The organism is Acinetobacter sp. KB005 (genome assembly GCF_049949095.1).
Classification (GTDB): Bacteria; Pseudomonadota; Gammaproteobacteria; order Pseudomonadales; family Moraxellaceae; genus Acinetobacter; species Acinetobacter calcoaceticus.
Genome location: NZ_CP188191.1, coordinates 222,818 through 245,576, shown reverse-complemented (window position 1 = coordinate 245,576; position 22,759 = coordinate 222,818). Strand labels below are relative to the sequence as shown.

21 protein-coding genes and 1 riboswitch are annotated in these 22,759 nt (G+C 39.8%); of the genes, 12 read left to right on the top strand and 9 right to left on the bottom strand.

Annotated features, from left to right (window positions below):
- Positions 1-72: 72 nt before the first annotated feature.
- Positions 73-1,875 (bottom strand): acyl-CoA dehydrogenase C-terminal domain-containing protein, encoded by a 1,803-nt coding sequence (locus tag ACPF64_RS01195; RefSeq protein ID WP_426455266.1) that lies wholly within the window; start codon positions 1,873-1,875, stop codon positions 73-75.
- Between the two features lie 289 nt (positions 1,876-2,164).
- Positions 2,165-2,542, bottom strand: coding sequence for a hypothetical protein (locus ACPF64_RS01190; protein ID WP_017392434.1), 378 nt, complete (start codon positions 2,540-2,542; stop codon positions 2,165-2,167).
- Between the two features lie 133 nt (positions 2,543-2,675).
- On the opposite strand from ACPF64_RS01190, the gene baeS reads away from it, so the two are divergent.
- Both baeS and ACPF64_RS01180 read left to right on the top strand, forming a co-directional pair.
- Positions 2,676-4,334, top strand: a complete 1,659-nt coding sequence (gene baeS / locus ACPF64_RS01185; RefSeq protein WP_035360300.1) for a sensor histidine kinase efflux regulator BaeS — start codon at positions 2,676-2,678, stop codon at positions 4,332-4,334.
- A gap of 21 nt (positions 4,335-4,355) precedes the next feature.
- On the top strand, positions 4,356-5,042 hold the full coding sequence (locus ACPF64_RS01180) for a response regulator (RefSeq protein WP_003655179.1): 687 nt from the start codon (positions 4,356-4,358) through the stop codon (positions 5,040-5,042).
- 71 nt (positions 5,043-5,113) lie between these two features.
- Here ACPF64_RS01180 and ACPF64_RS01175 read toward each other — a convergent pair whose 3' ends face one another.
- The 3 genes from ACPF64_RS01175 to ACPF64_RS01165 form a co-directional block, all read right to left on the bottom strand.
- Complete coding sequence (locus tag ACPF64_RS01175) at positions 5,114-5,695, bottom strand: L,D-transpeptidase family protein (RefSeq protein WP_080027761.1); 582 nt, start codon at positions 5,693-5,695, stop codon at positions 5,114-5,116.
- A gap of 77 nt (positions 5,696-5,772) precedes the next feature.
- Complete coding sequence (locus tag ACPF64_RS01170) at positions 5,773-7,215, bottom strand: protein adenylyltransferase SelO (RefSeq protein ID WP_426455265.1); 1,443 nt, start codon at positions 7,213-7,215, stop codon at positions 5,773-5,775.
- A gap of 99 nt (positions 7,216-7,314) precedes the next feature.
- Positions 7,315-8,487, bottom strand: coding sequence for an acyl-CoA desaturase (locus tag ACPF64_RS01165; protein WP_017392438.1), 1,173 nt, complete (start codon positions 8,485-8,487; stop codon positions 7,315-7,317).
- 208 nt (positions 8,488-8,695) lie between these two features.
- On the opposite strand from ACPF64_RS01165, the gene ACPF64_RS01160 reads away from it, so the two are divergent.
- A complete protein-coding gene (locus ACPF64_RS01160) occupies positions 8,696-9,235 on the top strand; it encodes an META domain-containing protein (protein ID WP_005050118.1) in 540 nt (179 codons plus the stop codon).
- 30 nt (positions 9,236-9,265) lie between these two features.
- Here the strand turns inward: ACPF64_RS01160 and ACPF64_RS01155 are convergent, their stop codons facing one another.
- From ACPF64_RS01155 to ACPF64_RS01145, 3 genes are all read right to left on the bottom strand, one after another.
- Complete coding sequence (locus ACPF64_RS01155; RefSeq protein WP_426455264.1) at positions 9,266-9,979, bottom strand: glycerophosphodiester phosphodiesterase; 714 nt, start codon at positions 9,977-9,979, stop codon at positions 9,266-9,268.
- A gap of 74 nt (positions 9,980-10,053) precedes the next feature.
- The gene (locus ACPF64_RS01150) at positions 10,054-10,632 is read right to left on the bottom strand and encodes a cob(I)yrinic acid a,c-diamide adenosyltransferase (protein ID WP_209831998.1); all 579 of its coding nucleotides are present in this window, start codon (positions 10,630-10,632) and stop codon (positions 10,054-10,056) included.
- 96 nt (positions 10,633-10,728) lie between these two features.
- Positions 10,729-12,645: a TonB-dependent receptor plug domain-containing protein gene (locus tag ACPF64_RS01145; protein WP_426455263.1), complete on the bottom strand. Its 1,917-nt coding sequence runs from the start codon at positions 12,643-12,645 to the stop codon at positions 10,729-10,731.
- A 24-nt stretch (positions 12,646-12,669) separates the two neighbouring features.
- Positions 12,670-12,876: riboswitch (cobalamin riboswitch) on the bottom strand.
- A gap of 126 nt (positions 12,877-13,002) precedes the next feature.
- Here ACPF64_RS01145 and ACPF64_RS01140 point away from each other — a divergent pair.
- Genes ACPF64_RS01140 through ACPF64_RS01125 form a run of 4 tightly spaced genes read left to right on the top strand, consistent with a single transcriptional unit; the run spans position 13,003 to position 16,433 of the window.
- Positions 13,003-13,671 carry a phosphoribosylanthranilate isomerase gene (locus ACPF64_RS01140; protein WP_426455262.1) on the top strand — a complete coding sequence of 223 codons (669 nt, stop codon included), beginning with the start codon at positions 13,003-13,005 and terminating at the stop codon, positions 13,669-13,671.
- Positions 13,646-14,875 carry a tryptophan synthase subunit beta gene (gene trpB, locus ACPF64_RS01135; RefSeq protein ID WP_003655197.1) on the top strand — a complete coding sequence of 410 codons (1,230 nt, stop codon included), beginning with the start codon at positions 13,646-13,648 and terminating at the stop codon, positions 14,873-14,875. The genes ACPF64_RS01140 and trpB overlap by 26 nt, the downstream gene beginning before the upstream one ends.
- 12 nt (positions 14,876-14,887) lie before the next feature.
- Complete coding sequence (locus tag ACPF64_RS01130; RefSeq protein WP_017389847.1) at positions 14,888-15,400, top strand: DUF1543 domain-containing protein; 513 nt, start codon at positions 14,888-14,890, stop codon at positions 15,398-15,400.
- A gap of 37 nt (positions 15,401-15,437) precedes the next feature.
- Complete coding sequence (locus ACPF64_RS01125) at positions 15,438-16,433, top strand: DUF2804 domain-containing protein (protein WP_004638915.1); 996 nt, start codon at positions 15,438-15,440, stop codon at positions 16,431-16,433.
- 8 nt (positions 16,434-16,441) lie between these two features.
- Here ACPF64_RS01125 and ACPF64_RS01120 read toward each other — a convergent pair whose 3' ends face one another.
- Positions 16,442-17,317 (bottom strand): metal-dependent hydrolase, encoded by an 876-nt coding sequence (locus tag ACPF64_RS01120; protein ID WP_426455261.1) that lies wholly within the window; start codon positions 17,315-17,317, stop codon positions 16,442-16,444.
- A gap of 121 nt (positions 17,318-17,438) precedes the next feature.
- Between ACPF64_RS01120 and ACPF64_RS01115 the strand changes: the two genes are divergently transcribed.
- The 5 genes from ACPF64_RS01115 to ACPF64_RS01095 all read left to right on the top strand — a co-directional run bounded on the left by ACPF64_RS01115 (position 17,439) and on the right by ACPF64_RS01095 (position 22,682).
- Positions 17,439-18,488 (top strand): AraC family transcriptional regulator, encoded by a 1,050-nt coding sequence (locus ACPF64_RS01115; protein WP_004638919.1) that lies wholly within the window; start codon positions 17,439-17,441, stop codon positions 18,486-18,488.
- Positions 18,489-18,734: 246 nt separating this feature from the next.
- A complete protein-coding gene (gene trpA, locus ACPF64_RS01110) occupies positions 18,735-19,538 on the top strand; it encodes a tryptophan synthase subunit alpha (RefSeq protein WP_005036203.1) in 804 nt (267 codons plus the stop codon).
- On the top strand, positions 19,535-20,431 hold the full coding sequence (gene accD, locus ACPF64_RS01105) for an acetyl-CoA carboxylase, carboxyltransferase subunit beta (protein WP_426455260.1): 897 nt from the start codon (positions 19,535-19,537) through the stop codon (positions 20,429-20,431). The genes trpA and accD overlap by 4 nt, the downstream gene beginning before the upstream one ends.
- The gene (gene folC / locus ACPF64_RS01100; RefSeq protein WP_426455259.1) at positions 20,428-21,714 is read left to right on the top strand and encodes a bifunctional tetrahydrofolate synthase/dihydrofolate synthase; all 1,287 of its coding nucleotides are present in this window, start codon (positions 20,428-20,430) and stop codon (positions 21,712-21,714) included. The genes accD and folC overlap by 4 nt, the downstream gene beginning before the upstream one ends.
- Positions 21,705-22,682, top strand: a complete 978-nt coding sequence (locus ACPF64_RS01095; RefSeq protein WP_426455258.1) for an SPOR domain-containing protein — start codon at positions 21,705-21,707, stop codon at positions 22,680-22,682. Before folC ends, ACPF64_RS01095 begins: the two co-directional genes overlap by 10 nt.
- Positions 22,683-22,759 lie beyond the last annotated feature (77 nt).

The following is a 22,759-nucleotide window of genomic DNA, read 5'->3' as shown; positions in this document are numbered from 1 at the left end:
ATAAAAAAAGGACCGTCAAAACTGAGCAGTCCTTTTTCGTTTTTTAACATTGCATATCGCAACTAACTATGGTTAGAAAGCGAAATGTTCAGCATCTAATGACATTAATGGATCTAAGCCACCAGCAATAACATCTACATGTGAGCGAACACGTGGCAAGATTTTTTTGAAGTAGAATCGAGCAGTTGTTACTTTTGCATTGTAGAAATCAACTTCGCTAGTACCTTCTGCTAATTTCTCTTGTGCAACAAGTGCCATACGAGCCCATAGGTACGCTAAAGTGATATAACCTGAGAAGTAGAGGTAGTCTACAGCAGCAGCACCTACTTCATCTGGGTTTTGCATTGCACGCATACCAATTTGCATGGTGAGATCGCCCCATTCTTTGTTAAGCGCTGCAAGCGGCTCAACAAATTCTTTCATGGCAGCGTTGTCTTTGTTTGCTTCAACAAATTTGTGAACCATTTTGGTAAAGTCTTTCAGCATTGCACCTTGAGTTTGCAATACTTTACGACCTAACAAATCAAGTGCCTGAATTTCAGTTGTACCTTCATACAAACATGAAATACGTGTATCACGTACGATTTGTTCCATGCCATGCTCAGAAATGAAACCATGACCACCGAAGACTTGAACACCGTGCTTAGCAGACTCAGAACCAGTTTCAGTTAAGAATGCTTTTGCAATTGGAGTCAATAAAGACAAGATGTTGTCAGCAAACTTACGCTCTTCTTCTGTTTCGCCTTTTTCAACGATGTCAGCGTATTGAGCAAGTAAGTAAACAAGTGCACGACCGCCTTCAGCAAACGCTTTTTGAGTTAAAAGCATATTACGTACAGCAGGGTGAACGATAATCGGATCTGCATCTTTTTCTGGAGCTTTCGGACCAGAAAGTGAACGCATTGCTAAACGTTCTTTCGCGTAAGTTAACGCACCTTGGAAAGATGATTCAGATGCTGCTAAACCTTGAACAGCAGTACCAATACGTGCTGTGTTCATGAAGGTGAACATACAGTTCAAACCACGGTTTTCAGGTCCAATCAAGTAACCTTTAGCTTGGTCAAAGTTAATGACACAAGTCGCGTTACCATGAATACCCATTTTGTGTTCGATAGAACCACAACGTACCGCATTACGCTCACCCACAGTTCCATCTGCATTTACATGGAATTTAGGAACGATGAATAATGAGATACCTTTAGTACCTTTCGGTGCACCTGGTAAACGTGCAAGAACGATATGGATGATGTTTTCAGCCATGTCGTGTTCACCAGCAGAGATAAAGATTTTCTCGCCAGAGATTGCATAACTACCATCAGCATTTGGTTCTGCTTTAGAGCGGATAATACCTAAGTCCGAACCTGCATGAGATTCAGTTAAGCACATCGTACCTGTCCAAACACCTGAAACAAGGTTTGGTAAATAAGTATCTTTCTGTTCATCAGAACCATGATGTTCTAATGTACGTACAGCTCCGTGAGACAAGCCTGGGTACATACCCCAAGACCAGTTTGCTGTACCAACCATTTCAGAAATTGCAATACCTAAAGAGTTAGGTAAAGCCTGACCACCGTATTGTTCTTCTGCTGATAAAGACGGGAAGCCAAGTTCAATATATTTTTGATAAGCTTCTTTAAAGCCTGTTGGAGTGGTAACTACGCCATCATTCCAAGTACAACCTTCGCGGTCGCCAACTTGGTTTAAAGGAGAAAGTTCATTTTCACAAAAGTCTGCCGCAGCTTCTAAATATTGATCAACCAATTCACGGCTTACGTTACCTTGGAAATCAGGTAATTTTGCATAGTGTTCTTCAGCATTTAATAATTCATGCAAAACGAATTGCATATCACGTAAGGGCGCTTTGTATTGTGGCATATCGGGTTCCTCAATACTGGTGAAACCAGAGTTATAATCTTAATCTATGATAATGTGCCATGAGGCACCTTGGACTATTACATCGTGCAACAACTTGCATAACTGCACAAGCACCTCAGGACCTTTACTTTGTGACTGCAAAGTCAAGAAAAAAATGCTTAAACTAGCTAAGTGCTTTGAGTGTAAACACTTTTGGTTATGTTTATATGATACAAATAGTCAAAATCGTAAATAGTTATGTATAAACAAAAGGCGCCTATAGGCGCCTTTTGTTTCATGATTTTTAGAATTATTTTGCTTGAGCTGATGCAGGAGCAGGGGCATTAACAGGAGGTTGAGGGCGTTTTGGTTCAAAACGGAGGTTACAAGTACCTTCAAGTGTCTTATCTCCAACTTGAACATTTACTGCTTGTCCGTTGGCCTTACCATCACATGCTTTTTGGATTTGTTCAAAGCGCGCTTGACGTTCGGCACGGTGCTGTTCCCATGCTGCTTTTTGTTCTGGTGTGAATTCACGGTGCTTCATACGATGGTGACCCTCACGTGGGCCATCTTGCATCATGCGATGTTCTGGTTTTTGTGGCTGAGTCGTTGATTGACAAGCCGCTAAACTTCCCATAGTTACAATTGCCGCACTGAATAATGCAATTTTTGCCGTCATTTTCATGTTTAAGAGCCTTTTAATGTTGTGTTTTAAGATGGCTTAAAGATTAGATAATAAAGATGTAGAAACAATGGAGAGTTTTTCTTTTCGTTGTTGGTTACAATGCCAAATATAGCGTAAAAATGAGAGAGTGCTTTTGAACGTTCTACGTGTTCCCATTGCATTACGGTTGTTTTTGACAGTCTTGCTCACCACATTGCTTATTGCGACTGCAAGCTTGAGTGTTTTGCACTGGACAATGCAAAAGAACTTTGCCAAATATGTGGCCGACGTTGAAATGCAAAAGCTCGACCGTCTCATTACCAATCTTGGCAATGTCTATACGGTGTACCATGATTGGGGAAATGCGATTCAGGCACAAATTTTACAAATCGAAGGGACTGCGGCTCCCGATGATTATGATCGCCTCTCGCAGTGGTGGCTTCGTCGTCAATATGATATTGCCATACAACAGCACTCTTTCGATGAACATGCCCTCATCAATATTTCACCCGAAGTTACGCCAACAAATAAAAATACTATTTTTAGCGATGAAGAGTTAAAAACGCTTGAGCAAAATTTACCTTCTCAATATCAACCGTTTGAAGGGCTACGTTTCCCTTTAAGTGCAAACCAGTTTCGCCCAAGTGATGATAAAAATAAGTCAAAGAAGGGGAGCTTAAAAGATATTGAAACTCAAAATGGTAAGAAGCGTTTTATTGCTTTGCCTGACCGTTTGGGTTTAAGTTCTCGTTTATCTTTATATGATGCAAATCACCAGTTTGTGGTTGGTGAACCGCCTTCTTCAGATCAGATGTCATTTCGCCCGATTATCTTAAACAATCAAGTCGTGGGATATTTGGGCTTAAAACCCGTTTTGGATAAAGAAGATGCTTTAAGTATTAATTTCTTTAGTAATCAAAAACGTTATTTACTCTTAATTTATGCTTTAACCTTGCTCTCAAGTTTAGTTGCAGCGCTATTGATGGCGACTTATTTTAAGAAACCGATTCAGCGTTTATTAAATGCGACAAATGAATTAACTAAAGGAAATTATCAGCATCAAGTTGTTATTAAACGAAATGATGAATTAGGTGATTTATCTACCCAATTGAACCATTTGGCAGAGATTTTACATCGGCATGAAGAATCACGTCGTCAATGGGTAGCGGATACTTCCCATGAATTAAAAACGCCATTGGCTGTATTGCAAGCACAAATTGAAGCGATGCAAGACGGTATTCGAAAGGCAACCCCTGAACATCTAGATGCGATGATGCGTCAGGTTTCAAGCCTGAAAAAACTGACTCAAGACCTTGCGGACTTGGCGCAGGCAGATGCACAACAACTCAAGTGTTATTTGAGTTCTGTAAATCCGTGGGAAGTGGTATTACAAGAAGTTGAGAACTTTAAACCGAAACTTGAGCAAGCTGATCTCGAAATTCAAGTTGAAGGAACAAGCTCTCCGCTATTATTAGATCGTGATCGGTTTAAACAGATTATTGTTAATTTAATTAGTAATAGTATTCGTTACACAGAAACAGGTGGCAAAATTCATATTCATACAGCTCAAACTCCGCAGGAGTGGACTTTGTATGTTGATGACAGCCCATTTGGTTTAAACGATGAGCAGTTATCTCGTTTAGGTGAACGATTCTATCGCGTAGATGATTCGCGTACGCGTAGTACAGGTGGAACAGGGCTAGGCTTGGCTTTGTCTTGTAAAATTGCGCAGGCGCTCGGTGGTACACTCAGTTTTGAACATTCACCCTTAGGTGGTTTACGTTGTGTACTCACTTTTAAAAAGCAGAGTTAAATATAAAAGGAAAAATATCTCATGAAACATGTGATGTTGGTTGAAGATGAAGTCGAATTGGCGCATTTGGTGCGTGATTATCTTGAAGCTGCCGGTTTTGAAGTAAGTATGTTTCATGATGGTCAAGATGCCTATGCAAGTTTCCAGCAACGTAAACCTAATTTAATGGTTCTGGACTTAATGGTTCCACGAATGGATGGTTTGACCATTTGCCGTAAGGTTCGTGAACAATCAGATTTGCCGATTATTATGGTGACTGCTCGTACCGAAGAAATCGACCGCGTCTTGGGTCTGAATATGGGCGCTGATGATTATGTATGTAAACCGTTTAGCCCAAAAGAGTTGGTTGCTCGCGTACAGGCAGTTTTACGCCGTTTAGAACGTAAGGCAGAGCCCGAACAGAATGATTCTTTCCGAATTGATAAAGCACAGCAAAGAATTTGGTATCAACAAAAATCGTTGAGCTTAACGCCAACCGAATTTCGTTTACTTGAGCTATTTTTAGAGCATGTTGGACAAGTTTATTCACGAGCACAATTATTGGATCATATTAATCCAGATAGTTTTGACGTTGCCGATCGTGTGATTGACAGTCATATCAAAAACTTGCGTCGAAAAATTAGTGAAGCGGCTGAAACTGGTAACCGCCATGAGTGGATTCAAGCAGTTTACGGTGTAGGTTACCGCTTCGAATATCCTGAAGAGTAAAACACTAGCGAAAGTTATTCTGTGGATAACCACAATGTTATCCACAGAAAATGTGGATAATTTTAAAGATTTTATGGATAAATTATAATCTTTGTATGATTCGGCACGAATTGCCAAATCTCGTCTATATCTACATTTCTAACGGCGATACATCCTAAAGTCCAATCCTTATGTGGCATATAAGTCGAGCTAAAAGGTATAGATAAAAAGGACTTTGGAACAGATCCATGAATCATGATATCTCCACCGGTTGGTTGATTATGTTGCTTGGCATAAGCAATATCTTTCGCATCGGGATAGGAGATATGCAAAGATTTATAGTACGCACTTTGTGAGTTTCGCCAATCTATAGAATAAACACCTTCAGGTGTTTTACCGTCATTTTCAAAGTGTTTATGTCCTTTAGGGTTAAAGCCTAGACGAATAGGATAACGACGAATCACCTCCTGATTACTCTTGAGTAGAAGTACGCGTTGATTTTTAAATACTTCAATTGATGTGATGGGCTTAGTCTTAATGAGTTCTAAGATCTGTTCGGTTGAAAGAGCTTTATGGGATGATGTAAAAGTCGGTAAATATTTTTCATAATTATAAAAAGCGATTCCCAATGGAATCATGAGAAGTGTACAAATAATGATAGGTCTAATTTTCATATATTATTCTTTAATGTTTAAGAAACTCTCTAAGCTACCATTAAAGCGGCTTAAGAGAGTTTTAGTCTTTTAAAATATTAAGAAGAACAGCTTACCGCTACATCTGGTACGTCACTGGGTAAAGGACCTAAATCTTGTGGCTGTTCAAGTTCTGGTTGTCTTGTATATGGCTGATTAAGCAGCTTAAATAAGCGATCTACTTCGCTAAAATCATCTCGCTCAGCTGCCTCAATAGCACGTTGAGCCATGTGATTCCGTAATATATAAATTGGATTAGCTTTTTGCATATTCGCATCAAGCTCATCTGTATCTTGATGTTCACGAATGCTTTGATATTGGCTAAGAAATTCATCAAACTGTCGAATATCAAGGCAATCATCTCGTAAAGTTTTATATTCTTTATTTTGAAGTCGGATAAAGCTCTGAGTGTAGTCGAGTTGTTCAGTCTGTAAGATTTTTAAAAAACTAAAACTACAATCAAGGCTGTTTTTATGAAAATGAGGTAATCCCATTTTTTGACATAAACCAGTTGTGTAATGTTCCATGAAGGTTGGTTCAAATTGTTCTAAGCAACGCGCTAACTCTTCTTTGAACTGATCCTTTTGTTCAGGCTCAGCGAGAGGGATTAAGTTGTTTAACCACGTCCATAAATTCCAATGACCTATACTTGGTTGATTTTGGTAAGTATAACGGCCTTGATAATCCGAGTGGTTATTGATCCAGTTCGGACGGAAGCGCTCCATAAAGCCATATGGACCAAAATCGAGTGTAGAACCAGTAATGTTAAGATTGTCTGTATTCATCACACCATGAGCAAATCCAACCAACTGCCATTTAGCGATCATGATTGCAGTATGCTCAACCACCTTTTTGGCAAAGGATAAAATAGGGTTCTCGGTTTCTAGACACTCAGGATAATGCCATTCAATACATTTTTGAGTGAATTCTGGCAGTAACTCTGGAGCGTATTGATTAATCCATTCAAAATGTCCTAAACGGATATGACATTCAGATGTTCTTAGTAACATTGCTCCCAATTCTAGTTTTTCGCGCTGTACCCCTTGGGTGGAGGTTGTAAAACCTACTGCGTGGCTAGAAACGACTCCTAAGGCATTTAAAGCATGCCCAGCTAAATATTCACGAACCACAGAACGCAACACTGCGCGTCCGTCTCCCATTCTTGAATAGGGCGTCGGGCCTGCACCTTTTAGATGTAGATCTATGGTTTGACCCTTTGTATTAAGTATTTGCGCAATCAGTAAGCCACGACCATCACCGAGTTGTCCCGCCCATTGTCCGAATTGGTGACCAGCATAGACCATAGCAAGAGAAGGAAATTCAGAGAAAGTACGCTGTCCGCTACAGATTTCAACCCATGCATTTTTTTCGTCTTCTGACCATTGCAGCTCATCAGCCAAAGCAGTATTGAAATGACCTGCTTTTGCACCACGTAAAGGTGAGGGTTGCTGAACATGGAATAATTTAGAAGGAAGTGAAGGGTAGAGCGGATTAAATTGCATGGGCTTGGCAAAATAGAGAAAGCAGATTTCACTATACCATAGTTAAAAAGCGGGCATAAAAATAGCTCCCGAAAGAGCTATTTTAGATAAGAACTTATTCTAGTCTGATACTACATTAGTGTTCTTTTTAATGTTACGCATTAAAGTTTCTAAACACTCACGATGATGACTTAAACGGTGTTCAAGCAATTGAAAATCAACTTTAAGCTTGTGATCCATTCTATGAATCTTTTCAGCCATTGCTGCTTTTTTCGCTTGTAGTTCTTGCTCTTTTAGCTTTGCCCAGTCATTTAATGTATGGGTAAAAGCTTCGTATTCCTGAGCAATACGTTGTTTCATCTGAGTCATATCAGCATTTACATTGTGACCATAAATAGCAAGGTCTTGTTCAGCGTATTTAAATTTCATCGCCAATTCTGCTTTTTTAATATTAAAGCTTGGAATACGACGTAAATTTTTAGCTAAACCAAGTTTAGAACATGACCAGATCAACCATTTTGTTGGATCATATTGCCACCATTTCACACCATTACGATAATCGTATTGGAAGATGTGATGATAGTTATGGTAACCCTCGCCCCAGGTAGCAATGGCTAACCAGAAATTATCACGTGCAGTGTTTTCGTCTGTATAAGGACGTTTACCCCACATGTGGCAAAGCGAGTTAATAAAGAAAGTCACTTGATGGCTAATGATTAAACGCAATAGACCGCCTATGAGGACTACACCCCACAAATCGCCAGTTGCCCAACCAATTAAGCCTAAAATTCCAACATGAACTGCAACTACGAGTAAACCATAGTATTTATGCTGGAACATGACCAGTTTATCGTTCAATAAGTCTGGTGCATTTTTAAAATCTGGTTCAGATGGTGAATGATCGCGGATCATCCAACCCATATGGGCATACCAAAAACCACGATTAATTGAATATGGATCTTCATCAACATGATCAACGTGTCGATGGTGTGTACGGTGACCAGATGCCCAGAACAAAATACTATTTTGTACGGCAAATGTACCACCAATCATTAAAAGAATTTTAAGTGGTAACGACGCTTCATAAGCTCGGTGAGCCCAAAGGCGGTGGTAACCAGCAGTAATCCCCATACTACTTAGAGCTAAAAGAAAAAATAAGCTTACCCATGCACTTACACTAAAATCATAATAATACGCATAAATCGGGATTATGATTGCAGCAAGAATTGGTAAACCAATTAAGGTAATGCTAGCGGTCCAGTTAATTGGGGCTTTGAGTGGGGCGGAAGTCATATCCGGCAGCGCTCCTAGAAACCTTGTCAGACAAGGTACAAAGACAAAACGACATAGCAAAACCAATCATCAAGATATATTGCTATTCTATCCTTCATATTAGCACGTGCTTAGTGAGAATCACTAACATTATTGTACAGATGTATTGAAAGAACGGTAACAGATTTAAACCATGTCACAGAGTTTTTCAAGTAGGAGAAGTTGTTTAATGAACGTACAACGATTGAAAAAAAAGAACAGCATTGATATTGCAAGAAAATTATCATTGAAGTGTGTCTTGGTCACAATCAGTCTTGTATTAGCCGCATGTCAAAGTACCCCACAACAAAATATTCAGAAAGGCCAGAAAGCTCAAGTAAAACCAGTCCATCGCGTACAACCTCCTGTAGTAAAAAAGAGAGTAAGTCCTGATGGCATTCAAGATATTGATTGGCAGATTACCCAGATTAATGGTCACAAGGCTAAGTTTTTTAATCAATGGCCAGTTCTTTCTTTAAATTCTGCTGTCAAAACAGTATCAGGCCATACGGGCTGCAATGGCGTTTTTGGTCGATATACTTTTGATTTTAGTCAACAGAAGCTTGATATGCAGGTCAATGCAGGACATTCAAGTTGTGATGGCGCATTGGCTCAAGAGGCAGAGTTGATTGATTCTTTACAACGTATTCAAAAGTTTCAGTTGGTAGGGAATACACTCTATTTGCTTGACCAAAGCGGTCAGCGATTGATTCAGGCACAAAAGAAATAATAAAAGGTGGTTTTACCACCTTTTTTATATTTACAGAGCTTGTAACATCGTAGTTGGAATATCTGTAATTAGCCCCTGTACATCTAAATCCCGTAAAGATTTAGCTCGTTCAATGTCATTTACTGTCCAAACACTAATATTTAGGTTTGCTTGTTGTGAAAGCTGAATCATTTCATCTGTTGCGAGTTGATCATGCCAGCCAATATGACAGCAACCATATTCATGAGCGAGTTCAATTGCGATTGCACCCACTGGAAGTTCAACTAATAAGCCTCGTTTAAATTGAGAATTGATGTCGCGTAAGGCGGTTAGAATTTGAAGGTCAAAACTTGTGATTGTTACGACTTTCTCAAAACCCTGCAATTCAGTCTCAAGCTTTTGAACGAGTTTTTCTGCTAAAGCCATGTCTCTTACAGCTTTCACTTCAACTTCAATATGATCAACGTTATCAAGTAAGTTTAAAACGCCTGTAAGTGTAGGTGTTGGTTCAGAGTTTGGCCAATTGGGCCAGTTTTGACGATGATCAAATGATAATGCTTGAGACAAATTAGATTGCTCAACAATTTGATCTATTCCTGCGGTACGTAAAAAGTTATCATCATGGATAACAACTAATTCTTGATCTTGAAGCTGACGAATATCAAATTCAACACCACGAATACCTAGATTTTTTATGTGCTGAAAACCACCTAGCGTGTTTTCAGGAGCTTCTTTGCGTGCACCACGATGACCAATAATGCGCATAATTTTCTTCTATCAACTATTTTTAATGATGGTCTCTTCAAAAGAGCAGAGACCATTCTTAATCTAATCTATTTTTAAATAATCTCATTAATATTTTTTTGCCAAAGCACTTCTTGTCCACCTTCAGCACGTTGTAAAGCGCGAGATGCGACAAACAACCAGTCAGACAGACGGTTTAAAAGCTGGAGCGCTGTGGTTTGAATATTTTGGTCGCGTGTTTGTACTGACATTAGCGACCTTTCTGCACGACGGCAAACAGCACGTGCCTGATGGGCATAACTGCAAGTTAAAGAGCCAGACGGTAGAATAAATTCTTTAAGCATGGGTAAGTCTTCATTCATACGGTCAATTTCTTTTTCAAGAAATTCAATGCAAACAGGCTGAAGTAAATTGTAGTTTGGAATACAAACCTCGCCGCCTAAGTCAAAAAGCCAATGTTGAACTAAGCTTAGACTCTTATCCCAATTTGCTTTGTCTATTACTTGACTTGCAGTGATTTGAGCTCGAAGAACGCCAATAATGGCATTGAGTTCATCGACATCACCAAGCGCTGCAATTCGTAAATCATCTTTAGCAACACGAGAGCCATCGCCTAAACCTGTTGTACCTGAGTCGCCTGTGCGTGTATAGATTTTGCTTAAACGGTGTCCCATGATGGATATCCTGAACATAAAAAAGGGGATAATGTCGGTCAGAACATTACCCCGAAACTGGAGTTAAGAAAATATTTTTATAATTAAAGTGAGATGTTAATAACGGAAAGTTACGCCAACAGAAGCTTGACGGCCACCATTTACATACCAGTTGCGCGAGTTATGAACTGTTTTATACTCAGAATCACCTACATTTTCGATATTAGTAAATACTTTAACGTTTGGATTGATATTCCAGTAAGCATTTAAATCGACAGTAGCATAGCCTGGGACTTTTTGCGGATTAGCGCTATTCTGAGCATTAGAGTTAGAGCGAGCAATAAGTGAAGCACTAACACCGTACACAGTATTTTCTAAACCAGTAGTTAAGGTGAGTGTTTGTTTCGGACGATAAGCAATTTCTAAACCAGTTTCTTTATTCTCAGTTTTTACATAGGCATATTCAGTTGATAAAAATAGATCATCTTGTTTCCATTTAAAACCAACCTCTCCACCAGAAAATTGTGCTTTGTTTAGATTTTCATAAGTACTTGTCGTTGTATTGGTTGCATCATCAAAATTTGAATTTGATGCAATTAAATTTTTGACCTGTGTTTTGTATGCAGATAAATATGCTTTTAATGTAGGAGTAAACTGATGATCTAAGCCAATTTCATATGAAGTACTTTCTTCTGGTTTTAGATTAGTGTTCCCATAAGTGTGATAAATTCCAAAAGAACCATAATCAGCTTCGCTGTGATAATACAATTCAGTAAGTGAAGGGGCTCTAAATGCTGTTCCGATATTTGCATAGATACTGGTTGACGGTAATACAAAGTAACGAACAGCCCCTTGTCCTACATTATGTGTTCCAAATTTTTCATTATCTTCGAGGCGTATGCCTAATTGCGTGCTGATTTTATCAGTTTTATATTGGTGTTGTAGGTAATAGCCAGTAGAATCAATATCTTGCTTTCCATTTAAAATAGAGGCATCTTGATACTCTGTATTATCAATGCTTGCGCCAACCAAAATATTTTGTGCTTGTGTAAATTGCCACTTAACATTTAAATCACCTTCATTGCGTTTAGTATCAGCATGATAAGGCGATGATTCACGATACTCTTGTGTATCTTTAAAATTAGAATACCTTGTATTGATAGTGATATTAGATGTCGGTTTATATTCGACTCTGGTACTGACTAATTGATTGTCAAACTCACGTTTAGCTGTATTGCTTATACCACCATTTTCTGAATAATTATTAGCGCCCTTGTTTTGAGAAATTTCAACATTTGCATTTAGATCGTTCTTATTGTCATAACCTATTTTTGCGCTATAACCTTTTTGATCATAAGCAGCTTTTAAATTGTCTGGTTGAGTGTTGAAAATATGCGTTCCATCACTTTCCATACTTTGCCCACGAATTTGAGCAAAGAACCCTTCATTGCTGACTAAATCTGTCCCAATAATTGCCTTATAGGTATTATCTTCACCATAAATACCTGTAACGAATGCAGAGTTTCTTTCAGGTGTAGATGTAATCATTTGGATCACACCACCAATCGCATCAGTACCATATTGAACTGATGCAGGGCCTTTTAAGATCTCAACGCGGTCAAGATTAGTTGTATCTAAAAGTTCAGGGTAGATTGGGGAAAGGGTATTTGGAGTATTTAGACGTGCTCCATCTTTTAATAACAATACATGATTTGGGTTTGTACCACGAATCAAAAGATTAGTACCTTGCCCAATACCGCCATTTTGTTTGATATAAATAGACGGATCTTTTTGTAAGATATTAGATAAATTTGAAATAGGATTTTTTTCAATTTCTTCTTTAGAAATCACTGAAATACGCGCCGGAACTTCACTGGCTTTTTCAGCACTTTTTGAAGCAGTCACTACAATTGGATCAAGCTGAGTTGCGTTGGTTGTATCTTCAGCAAAAATAACAGGTGAAAACCCCATCGCAATAGCGATAGCCCCTACCAGACGAGTAGGTTGAAAAGTCTTAGACATAACATGCTCCATACATTCACCCCACGTGAATGATCGGGTAGATAGATGAAACAAGTAGGTCTCCGGACTTCAGCGCCATATTTAAGTTATGGACATATTCACCTTCCCACATCATTGCAGTGGTGTAAGTCGAGAACGACTTAAAAAATATGCTTTACATTGTTACCGTTGCGGGGGCAGTGCCGGACTTTCACCAGCTTCCCTAAAGCATTAATTGCTTACACTTGCTTCCAATTTTACGCAGTATAAAGTGGCGATTTATTTCATACAATGTCATTTAGCCCAATTCCCAGAGAACTTTTACGCAAGGGACAAAAATTGCATTACAATGGCGCTTATTTTAAGAAATGGTTGTAGTTTAGGCAGATCATGAGCCCATCAAACCAAAAACGTACACGAGCGAAAATCTGTGGAATTACTCGCCCTCAAGATGTTCAGTCAGTAGTTGCGGCTGGAGCTGATGCAATTGGTTTTGTATTTTTTCCACCAAGTCCAAGACATGTCACACTCGAGCAGGCACAAGAACTAGTTAAATTTATTCCTCCTTATGTACAACTTGTTGGTTTGTTTGTGAATGCAAGTGCTACTGAGATTCAGTCAGTACTTGATTGTGTTCCCCTAGATGTATTACAACTACATGGCGACGAAACTCCAGAACAATGTCAGGAGATAGCTCGCCATTGTAAGCGTCGCTGGTATAAAGCGATTCAGGTTAAGCCTGGCCTTGATGTTATTGCTGAAATTCAAAAATATCAGGCAGCTGGAGCCAGTGCTGTCTTGCTCGATGCGTGGCATCCTGAGCTTAAAGGGGGCACAGGACATCAGTTTGACTGGTCTAAATTTCCAAAACTTGATATTCCATTAATCTTGGCAGGTGGTTTAACCCCTGACAATGTCATTGACGCTATTCATACTACCGGTGCTTTTGCAGTAGATGTGAGCGGAGGCGTAGAGTCCGCAAAAGGTATAAAAGACCAACAACTCATTGAACGATTTATGCAAGGAGTCCAACGTGGATCAGCAAAACAATGTGATTGACTATACACAGTACCCAGATGCTGCAGGGCATTTCGGTATCCATGGCGGACGTTTTGTGTCAGAAACTCTAATGGCGGCATTAGAAGATTTAGAAAATCTATATTCCCGCATGAAAAATGATGAACAGTTTCTGGCAGAATTCGACCGCGATCTCGCCTACTATGTAGGTCGTCCTAGTCCACTTTATTATGCTGAGCGATGGTCAAAAGAGTTAGGTGGTGCACAAATTTACCTGAAACGTGAAGACTTGAACCATACAGGCTCACATAAGGTAAATAACACGATTGGTCAGGCGTTATTGGCAAAGCTTTCTGGTAAAAAACGTATTATTGCCGAGACAGGTGCTGGGCAGCACGGTGTAGCAACAGCAACAATTGCAGCGCGTTTGGGTCTTGAATGTGTTGTTTATATGGGTGCTGAAGACGTTAAGCGTCAAGCTATGAACGTTTATCGTATGCGTTTGTTGGGTGCGACTGTTGTGCCTGTACAGAGTGGCTCTAAAACACTTAAAGATGCCATGAACGAAGCGATGCGTGACTGGGTGACCAATGTTGATAGTACTTACTATGTAATTGGTACGGTGGCAGGTCCTCATCCATACCCACAACTTGTACGTGATTTCCAGTCAATTATTGGGCGTGAAGCACGTAAACAGATTTTGGAACAAGCGGGTCGCTTACCAGATGCATTGGTTGCTTGTGTGGGCGGTGGTTCAAATGCAATGGGCTTGTTCTACCCATTCTTAAACGATGCCAATGTGAAAATGTATGGTGTTGAAGCTGCTGGTTTTGGTATTGAAACTGGTAAACACTCTGCGCCGTTAAATGCGGGTCACGTTGGTGTGTTACATGGTAACCGTACTTACTTGATGAGTGATGAGCAAGGCCAGATTATCGAAACACATAGTATCTCAGCTGGTCTTGACTATCCGGGTGTTGGTCCTGAACATAGCTTCTTGAAAGATATGAAGCGTGTTGAGTATGTGCCGATTAATGATACAGAAGCTCTACAAGGCTTCCGTGATTTAACCAAAATCGAAGGGATTATTCCTGCTCTTGAAAGCTCACATGCCATGGCGTATGTCTCTAAGCTTGCACCAACGATGTCTAAAGATCAGATTATTATTGCGACTGTTTCAGGTCGTGGTGATAAAGATTTAATGACTGTTGCACGCATTGATGGCGTAGAAATGGTTGAGATGTAAACGGGAATAAAAATGCCAAGTCTGTTTATGGTAATGTTGGGTGGGCGTCATGCACGCGCAAATACAGAAGTTCATGATGTTGTCATGGCTGTAGGAGATACTTTGGAAGAAGTTTATCCTCAACTTAAACAGGCTTGGTTTGGTGAGGCTCAAGGATTACATATTGATGCTTGGGCTAAGCTTTCGGGAGTAAAATCTCAAGAGCAAAATTATCAAATTCACTTCACCGATGCAGCACCAAAACCAGATGACTTAAAGTTATATTTAATTAATCTGGGCGGATATAATGCTCATGAGTTCGGTGAGCTCCATCGGTATGAGTTTGTTGTTGCGCCCAATGCTGTTATTGCAAAACAATTGGGTAAACAATTTATAGATCAACAGTGGCAAAAAGCGCATACAGATCGAGTCATTGATATTGATGACTGCTTAGCGATAGATTGTGTGGCAGGGCGCTATATTCATTTAATAAAAGGCGATTTTGCTGCAACAATTTGGGAAAATACGTATTTGACCGTGGTATAGGTCATTTGAAATCTAATATTCATATGGAAGTGGGTAAATGGATTTAATTCAAGAAAATGGACAGCCTCGTTATGGGCGTTTTGAATCTGTACCGTCAACCATTCATGTACAACATTATATTTATAAAACCCCTTATGGTAAGGTCTTAAAAGGCTGGCGTAAGCAATTAAAATACAAGAAATTTAAATTCTGTGGCATTCAACATAAACACTATAGTATTGGTCTGGCAATTGCAGATATAGGTTGGGTCGGGCACGGTTTTTTCTATATTTATGATCATGAAACCCAGCAAGTCATTGAATGGAATGCGATTCAGCCTTTGGGACATAAAACCTATCTTGATGAACAGCCGTTGTTTAATCAAAGCTATTTTTCTAAATCGCCCTATCAGTTTGATATTCAGCATGCGAATGGTGTGCGGTACATTCGAGTCACTAAATATGGTGAGATTAAACTCAGTGCTCGGATTTTTTGTGCTGGCACCGATATATTAAGTTTGTGTACACCGACAGGAATTAATGGTTGGACCTATACTCAAAAGCAGACGACGCTGGGTGTAGAAGGCATGTTCATTAATAAACAAAACCAAGTTGTACAATTTGATGAAAAGACATTTGCATCTCTAGATGATACGTGTGGTTTTTTGCGACCTGAAACAGCTTGGTTCTGGCTTTCATGTAATTTCTGGGATGAGCAAGGCAGACGTATTGGCCTAAATTTAGCTTCTGGTGTTAATGAAAGCTTTGGTAATGAAAATTGCTTATGGATTAACGGAGTTTTATTTCCATTAACTGATGTTTTATTTGAAAAAGTAAATGATGAACTTTGGAAAATTAGTTCTCTAGATCAAAAGCTTAATCTACAAATCCATATTGGTTGGTGTAGATACGAAAATATTAATTTAAGAATGATTGGAAGTCAGTTCAATCAGTGGCAAGCTAAAATTAGTGGCACGATTGAGCATGAGACGAATGATGTCATCACTTGCAATGAGCAATATGGTTTATTAGAACAACATTATGCAAAATGGTAACAAGCAGGTTATAAACCTGCTTGCCAGAATGCTTCACCAGCTGCAATTGGGTCATTTGTCTTTTCGAGTGTTTCAATCCAAACAGGATATTGACGAATTACCGGATGCTGACTTGGATGAAAATCTTTTTTAAACCAGTCCAGATATTGGCTTTTCATGGCGGTTAATGTGCCATTTTTGCCAAAGAACCAAGGTAAACCCTTAAGGCTCATTAAGAGTCTTTCTCTAGAACTAAAACCATCACATTTCAACATGACATTGGTGCGATAAAGCGTAAAACCAAACATTAATACTGTTGTAGCCACTAATACAAAGCGACGTGTTGACTCAGGCACTTCCCCGACTTGTTTCATGACATCAAAAGCAACATCACGATGCTCCATCTCTTCAATGGCATGCCAAGCAAACAGCGCTCGAACATACGGATGCGCATTTTCCAATGTTTTTTTGTTGCTATAAAACGTCTCTGCCATTAAAGCTGTTAAATGTTCGGCAGCAGCAGTCATGGCAATGTTGTATTGAGGTGAGCGTTTTGTCAGTTCAAAACGGAAAATCCTTTTGAGGGTGGTTGTGAACTGGTCAACGGGCATGCCTTGCTCTTTCATGATCTGATTCATTTTGTCATGAGCAATACCGTGTTGGGCTTCTTGTTTAATAAAGTCCACAACTCGTCTTTGTAGTTCTGGATCATCAATTTTGTCACGGAACATACGAACACATTCGATAAAATAACGCTCTCCATCTGGAAAGGTTAAGCTGAGTGCATCGAACATACGAGTCAAAAAAGGATCATTATTAAACCAAAAGCGAGGTGCTTCGTTTAAATGAAAATCTAGATCTTTACGAACCACTGGCTCGACCTGATAAGAAACATGTGCGTTCATATTTTTATTTCTCGCATCTAACATGTTCATTAGTATGTCGCGACTGGTCGGCTTTGTTTTGACAGTTATTGCCAATTTTTATACAGTTTACGACAAGGTGGCAGTAAAAAAAGGATGCGCCATGCAGGAGTTTACGATTTCAAATGGTTATTTTTACCTTTGGAATACTTACTTAAAAGAAAAGGGGATGGACTGGCAGGCATTAAATCTAACAGATGTTCAAGTTCGCCAAGTTCAAAACATTTTATCTGCATCTATCGATGCTCAATCACCTTTAACTTTTTTTCTTGAGCTTTTAGAGCTGACCGAATCTCGATTACAAGTTTCCAATTTAGCTTTGGAAATGGCGACTTGTATTACACCTGCCAATTTTGGTGTATTGGGATATATGGCATCCCGAAGTGGTAGCTTTGCAGAGGTTCTTGAATATATCATGAAGTTTCACCGTCTGGTGATTGACGGTGAGCAAGTCGTGCCTATGCAAATCGAGCAAGATGCTTCTAAAATTCGTTTGTATTGGCCATTGGTTGATGACAGTAATATCATACTTTGTGAATTGACCTTGGCAGCTATGGTACAACTTGCTAAACAAATAGCCCCACTGCATGATTTTCTCTTGCAACAAGTTGAGTTTGTGCACAGCGCACGTGGTCCGTTAGTGCACTATCAGCGTTTCTTTCAATGCAAATTATCATTTGGAAAACCTTACTATGCATTAACTTTTGCAAGTGAGGGACTAAGTATTCGCCCTCAACATGCAGACCCGACCTTAATGCAACTTTTAGTGAAACAGGCAGAAGAGGCGTTAGCTCAGCGTAAAATACAAACAGATTTAGCTCAGCAAATACATTGGATCGTGCATGAATATTTTAAGCAAAGACAGCAAGCGCCAAAAATAGAAGATATTGCCATCGAGTTGAATATTTCAGTACGAAGCTTACAACGCCAGCTACAGTCATTAAACACTTCATTTAAATTAATTTTAGATGCAGAGCGCATGAGACGTTGTGAGATATTACTCAACCAAAATGCAAGCCTCACTTTAATTGCTGAACAGTTGGGATATTCGGACCAGTCAGCACTTGCACGGGCTCATAAAAATTTGACAGGACAAACCTTGCTGACAAGAAAAAGACAATTACAGCTAACCAATAAAAATGCAGTGAAATAGGCATTTTTGGATGGTTTTCTATTCAGATGACGATCTAATAATGGCTCGAAAATAGGAAGCTTTGATCATTGAGAAAAGTTTCAAAATATTGATAAATGTACGCCATGGGTTGTATGAATCATACAATCGAATATCGCCATAACGTTAGACCTGTTCAATGGACAAAAAATAGCGTTAAAATGCGATGTTCTTGTATTTCTACAAACAACTCCTCAATTTTAAATAATTCAAGGAAAGCACAACCCTATGTCACGTCTTGCCACCCGTTTTGAAAAGCTTAAGTCCCAACAACGTAAAGCGCTTGTATCTTATGTTATGGCGGGTGATCCACAACCGCAAGTAACAGTTCCGTTACTGCATAAAATGGTTGCGGCAGGAGTAGATGTCATTGAGCTTGGTTTACCATTTTCAGATCCAATGGCTGATGGTCCGGTAATTGCGCTTGCAGCTGAACGTGCGCTTGCAGCAGGGACTAACACATTAGATGCTCTCAATATGGTAAAGGAGTTCCGTGAACAGGATCAGGATACACCTGTTGTTTTAATGGGTTATTTGAATCCGGTTGAAGTGATTGGTTACGAGAAGTTTATTTCTCATGCGAAACAGTGTGGTGTAGATGGCTTATTGCTGGTGGATTTACCGCCAGAAGAGTCAAAAGAGTTTGGTGCTTTGTTGAAGCAACATGACATGGATCAAATCTTCTTGCTCGCGCCAACATCTACAGACCAACGCATTCAACATGTGGCAAATCAGGCAAGTGGATTTATCTACTATGTTTCACTTAAAGGTGTAACAGGAGCAGCAACACTAGATACGGCAGAAGCTGCTGCACGTATTCAGAAAATCAAAAATGCCACTGATATTCCAGTTGGTGTTGGTTTTGGTATTAGTGATGCCGCTTCAGCAAAAGCAATGGGTAGCGTTGCTGATGCTGTGATTGTAGGTAGTGCTTTCGTTAAAAATTTTGCAACGTTGGCAGCGGATGACGCTGTTGAACAGACGGTGAATAAAGTCAAGGAGCTTCGAGCAGCGCTCGATGAGTTAGTATGAATCAAGAAGTGAAATCAGGGAAAGTTCTTAGCCCTTCGACACCATGGACAAAACGTCCGGTTCCAGGTATTGAAGTCGCAAATGAGCAACAAATTCTCAAAGCAACATTTACTGAGCCAACGATTGAATGCCCTGAATGTCATGCTCTAGTGACACGTACAGCAATATCTTTCAATGCGTATGTTTGTCCGCAGTGTGATGAACACTTACGAATGAAAGCTCGTGATCGTTTGAATTGGTTCTTCGATAATGTAGTGGCTGAATTGGGTCAAGAGTTTAGCGCGAAAGATCCATTAAAGTTTGTCGACACTAAACCATATCCAGACCGTATGCGTGAAGCGCAAAGCAAAACTGGTGAAACAGAAGCTTTAATTGCAATGCAAGGCAATTTAAATGGCGTGGATATGATTGCATGTGCTTTTGAGTTCGACTTTATGGGCGGCTCTATGGGTACTGTAGTGGGTGACCGTTTTGTTCAAGCTGCTGAACTTGCTATTGCAAAACGTCAACCATTGATCTGTTTCGCAGCTTCTGGTGGCGCACGTATGCAAGAAGGCATGTTGTCACTTATGCAAATGGCGCGTACTTCAGCGGCGATCCAAAAATTAAAAGATGCAGGTTTACCTTATATCGTGGTGTTAACACACCCGGTGTATGGCGGTGTTACAGCTTCTTTAGCAATGTTAGGTGATATTCATATTGCTGAACCGAAAGCGATGATCGGCTTTGCAGGTAAACGTGTAATTGAACAAACTGTACGTGAAACATTGGAAGAGCCATTCCAACGTGCTGAATATTTGCTTGATCATGGCGTAATCGATCAGATTGTTCATCGTCATGCTTTACGTGATACTGTATCTCGACTTGTATCGAAATTGATGAACTTACCTTGAATCAACAAGCTCCACTTTCAATAGACTCTTTAGATACATGGCTCAATTATTGGAGCCATGTTCACGTTACAGGGATAGATCTTGGTCTGGAACGTGTAATTCCTGTGGCAGAAAAGCTGGGCGTAACTCAGCCTACTGCTAAAGTTTTTACAGTAGCCGGAACGAATGGTAAAGGCTCAACTACAACTACACTAGCTGCTATATTAAATGAGCAGGGGTATAAAGTTGGGTTATATCAGTCACCCCATATCTATCGCTTTAATGAACGAGTCAAATTAGGTGGAGTCGAAGTCGATGATCAAAGTCTGATTGATGCTTTTGTTCAAGTTGATCAGGCTCGTCGCGATTGTGATTTAAGCTTATCTTTTTTTGAAGCAACCACTTTGGCTGCTTTTATCATTTTTAAACAACAACAATGCGATGTATGGGTGCTCGAAGTCGGTTTGGGCGGGCGCTTAGATGTTGTTAATGTAATTGATCCGAATGTTGCGCTTATTACTAATATTGGCCTAGATCATACCGATTGGTTAGGCGATACCATTGAAAAAATTGCTTTTGAAAAAGCAGGCATTATTCGTCCACAAATTCCGGTTGTCTTTGCTGGCGAACAACTTCTACCTCAAGCAATTCAAGATAAAGCAGAAAGCACACAAGCAATTTTATATACCGTTAATCGTGATTATTTTTATAAACTCGCCGATGATGGGCAAAACTGGTACTTTGCTTCAGAAGGAACCACTTTAAAGCTTCCTTTAGGTGGTTTAGCCATCGAAAATATTGCGGGGGCGGTTGCAGCCATTTTAAATAGCGGACTTGAAATTTCTCAGTCTGCTTTAGAAAAAGGTATTCAAGCTGCACGCTTAGCAGGGCGTTTTGAACAGCGTCAAGTGGAAGGGAAAACGGTAATTTTTGATGCTGGACACAATCCACATGGTGTTGAATTTTTGTTAAAGCAATTGCGAAATTTCTTAGAATACAATAAACAGTACACAGAAGTTGTCGCAGTATTTTCAATGCTGGCAGATAAAGATATAAAATCAGTAGTCGAATTATTGAAACCTACTGTTTTACATTGGAAAATTGCTGAGTTGAATGTGCCGCGTGCTGCATCGATTCAGCAACTCAATGATGCCTTGCAAGGTCAGACAGTACAACAATATGGCAATATCAAAGAGGCATTTAAATCAGCGCTTGAGCAAACAAATAACAATCAGCTGATTTTGGCCTGTGGTTCGTTTCATACTTTAGAAGCGATTTGGGAGTATTTGGAAGAATGTCAATGAATAACAAACAACGCTGGATGGGTGGTGTTGTTTTACTGGGTGGTGGTGTTTTATTGGCAGCATTACTTCTAAAAGGAAATGAAGAAATAAAGCAGGTTGAAGTTCAACCATCCACATCACCAAAAACTCAAACTAAGCCAAAGCAAGCAACCGAAGGACAAATGGTACAACTACAACCTCTAGCGGTTGATGTTGCAACAGAAAAGCGTTTGCTAGAAGAACAACGCCGTTCGCGTGAAAAGGCTGTTGCAGAACAGGAAGCACGTGCAGCTGAGTTTTTAGCCATGCAACAACAAGCTGAAGCAGATGCTGCTCGTAAAGCAGCTGCCGAATATGCTGCGATTAATGCACGTCGTACAGCTGCTCAAGAAAGTTCAGACAATATTCCGCCGGAAGTTGTCGGCAGCGATGGTAAAGTAAAAAGTCCACAAACTGACGTGAAGAAAAAATCTGTAGATAGTGCAAAAGCAGAAGCAGATAAAAAAGCGGCTGATGCCAAGCGCCAAGCAGAAGCTGACAAGAAAGTAGCTGAAGCAAAACGCCAAGCAGAAGCAGATAAAAAAGCAACTGAAGCAAAACGCCAAGCAGAAGCAGATAAGAAAGCAGCTGAAGCAAAACGTCAGGCAGAAGCAGATAAGAAAGCATCAGATGCTAAACGCAAAGCAGAAGCTGATAAAAAAGCTGATGCTGAAAAAGCGCGTGAACTTCTGGAAAATGGTGATAAAAAGTGGATGGTGCAAGTTGCATTGGCTGCTAACCAAGCAAATGCAGATGCAGTTGTTTCTAAATTACGAGCTAAAGGCTACAAGGTAACTACGAGCCAAACCAGCAAGGGAATCCGTATTATGGTTGGACCAGCGAAAGACCGTGATACAGCAGATGCAGCCCGTAAGAAAATTACTTCTGATTCAAGTTTAAATATGAAATCGGCTTGGGTAATTGACTGGGTACCGCTTGATCAGCGATAACGGCTGATCATCCCCTAAATCAAATCAGGAACACTTCAAAAGCTTTATTCTTGTGAGGAGTGTTCCATTCAATAGGG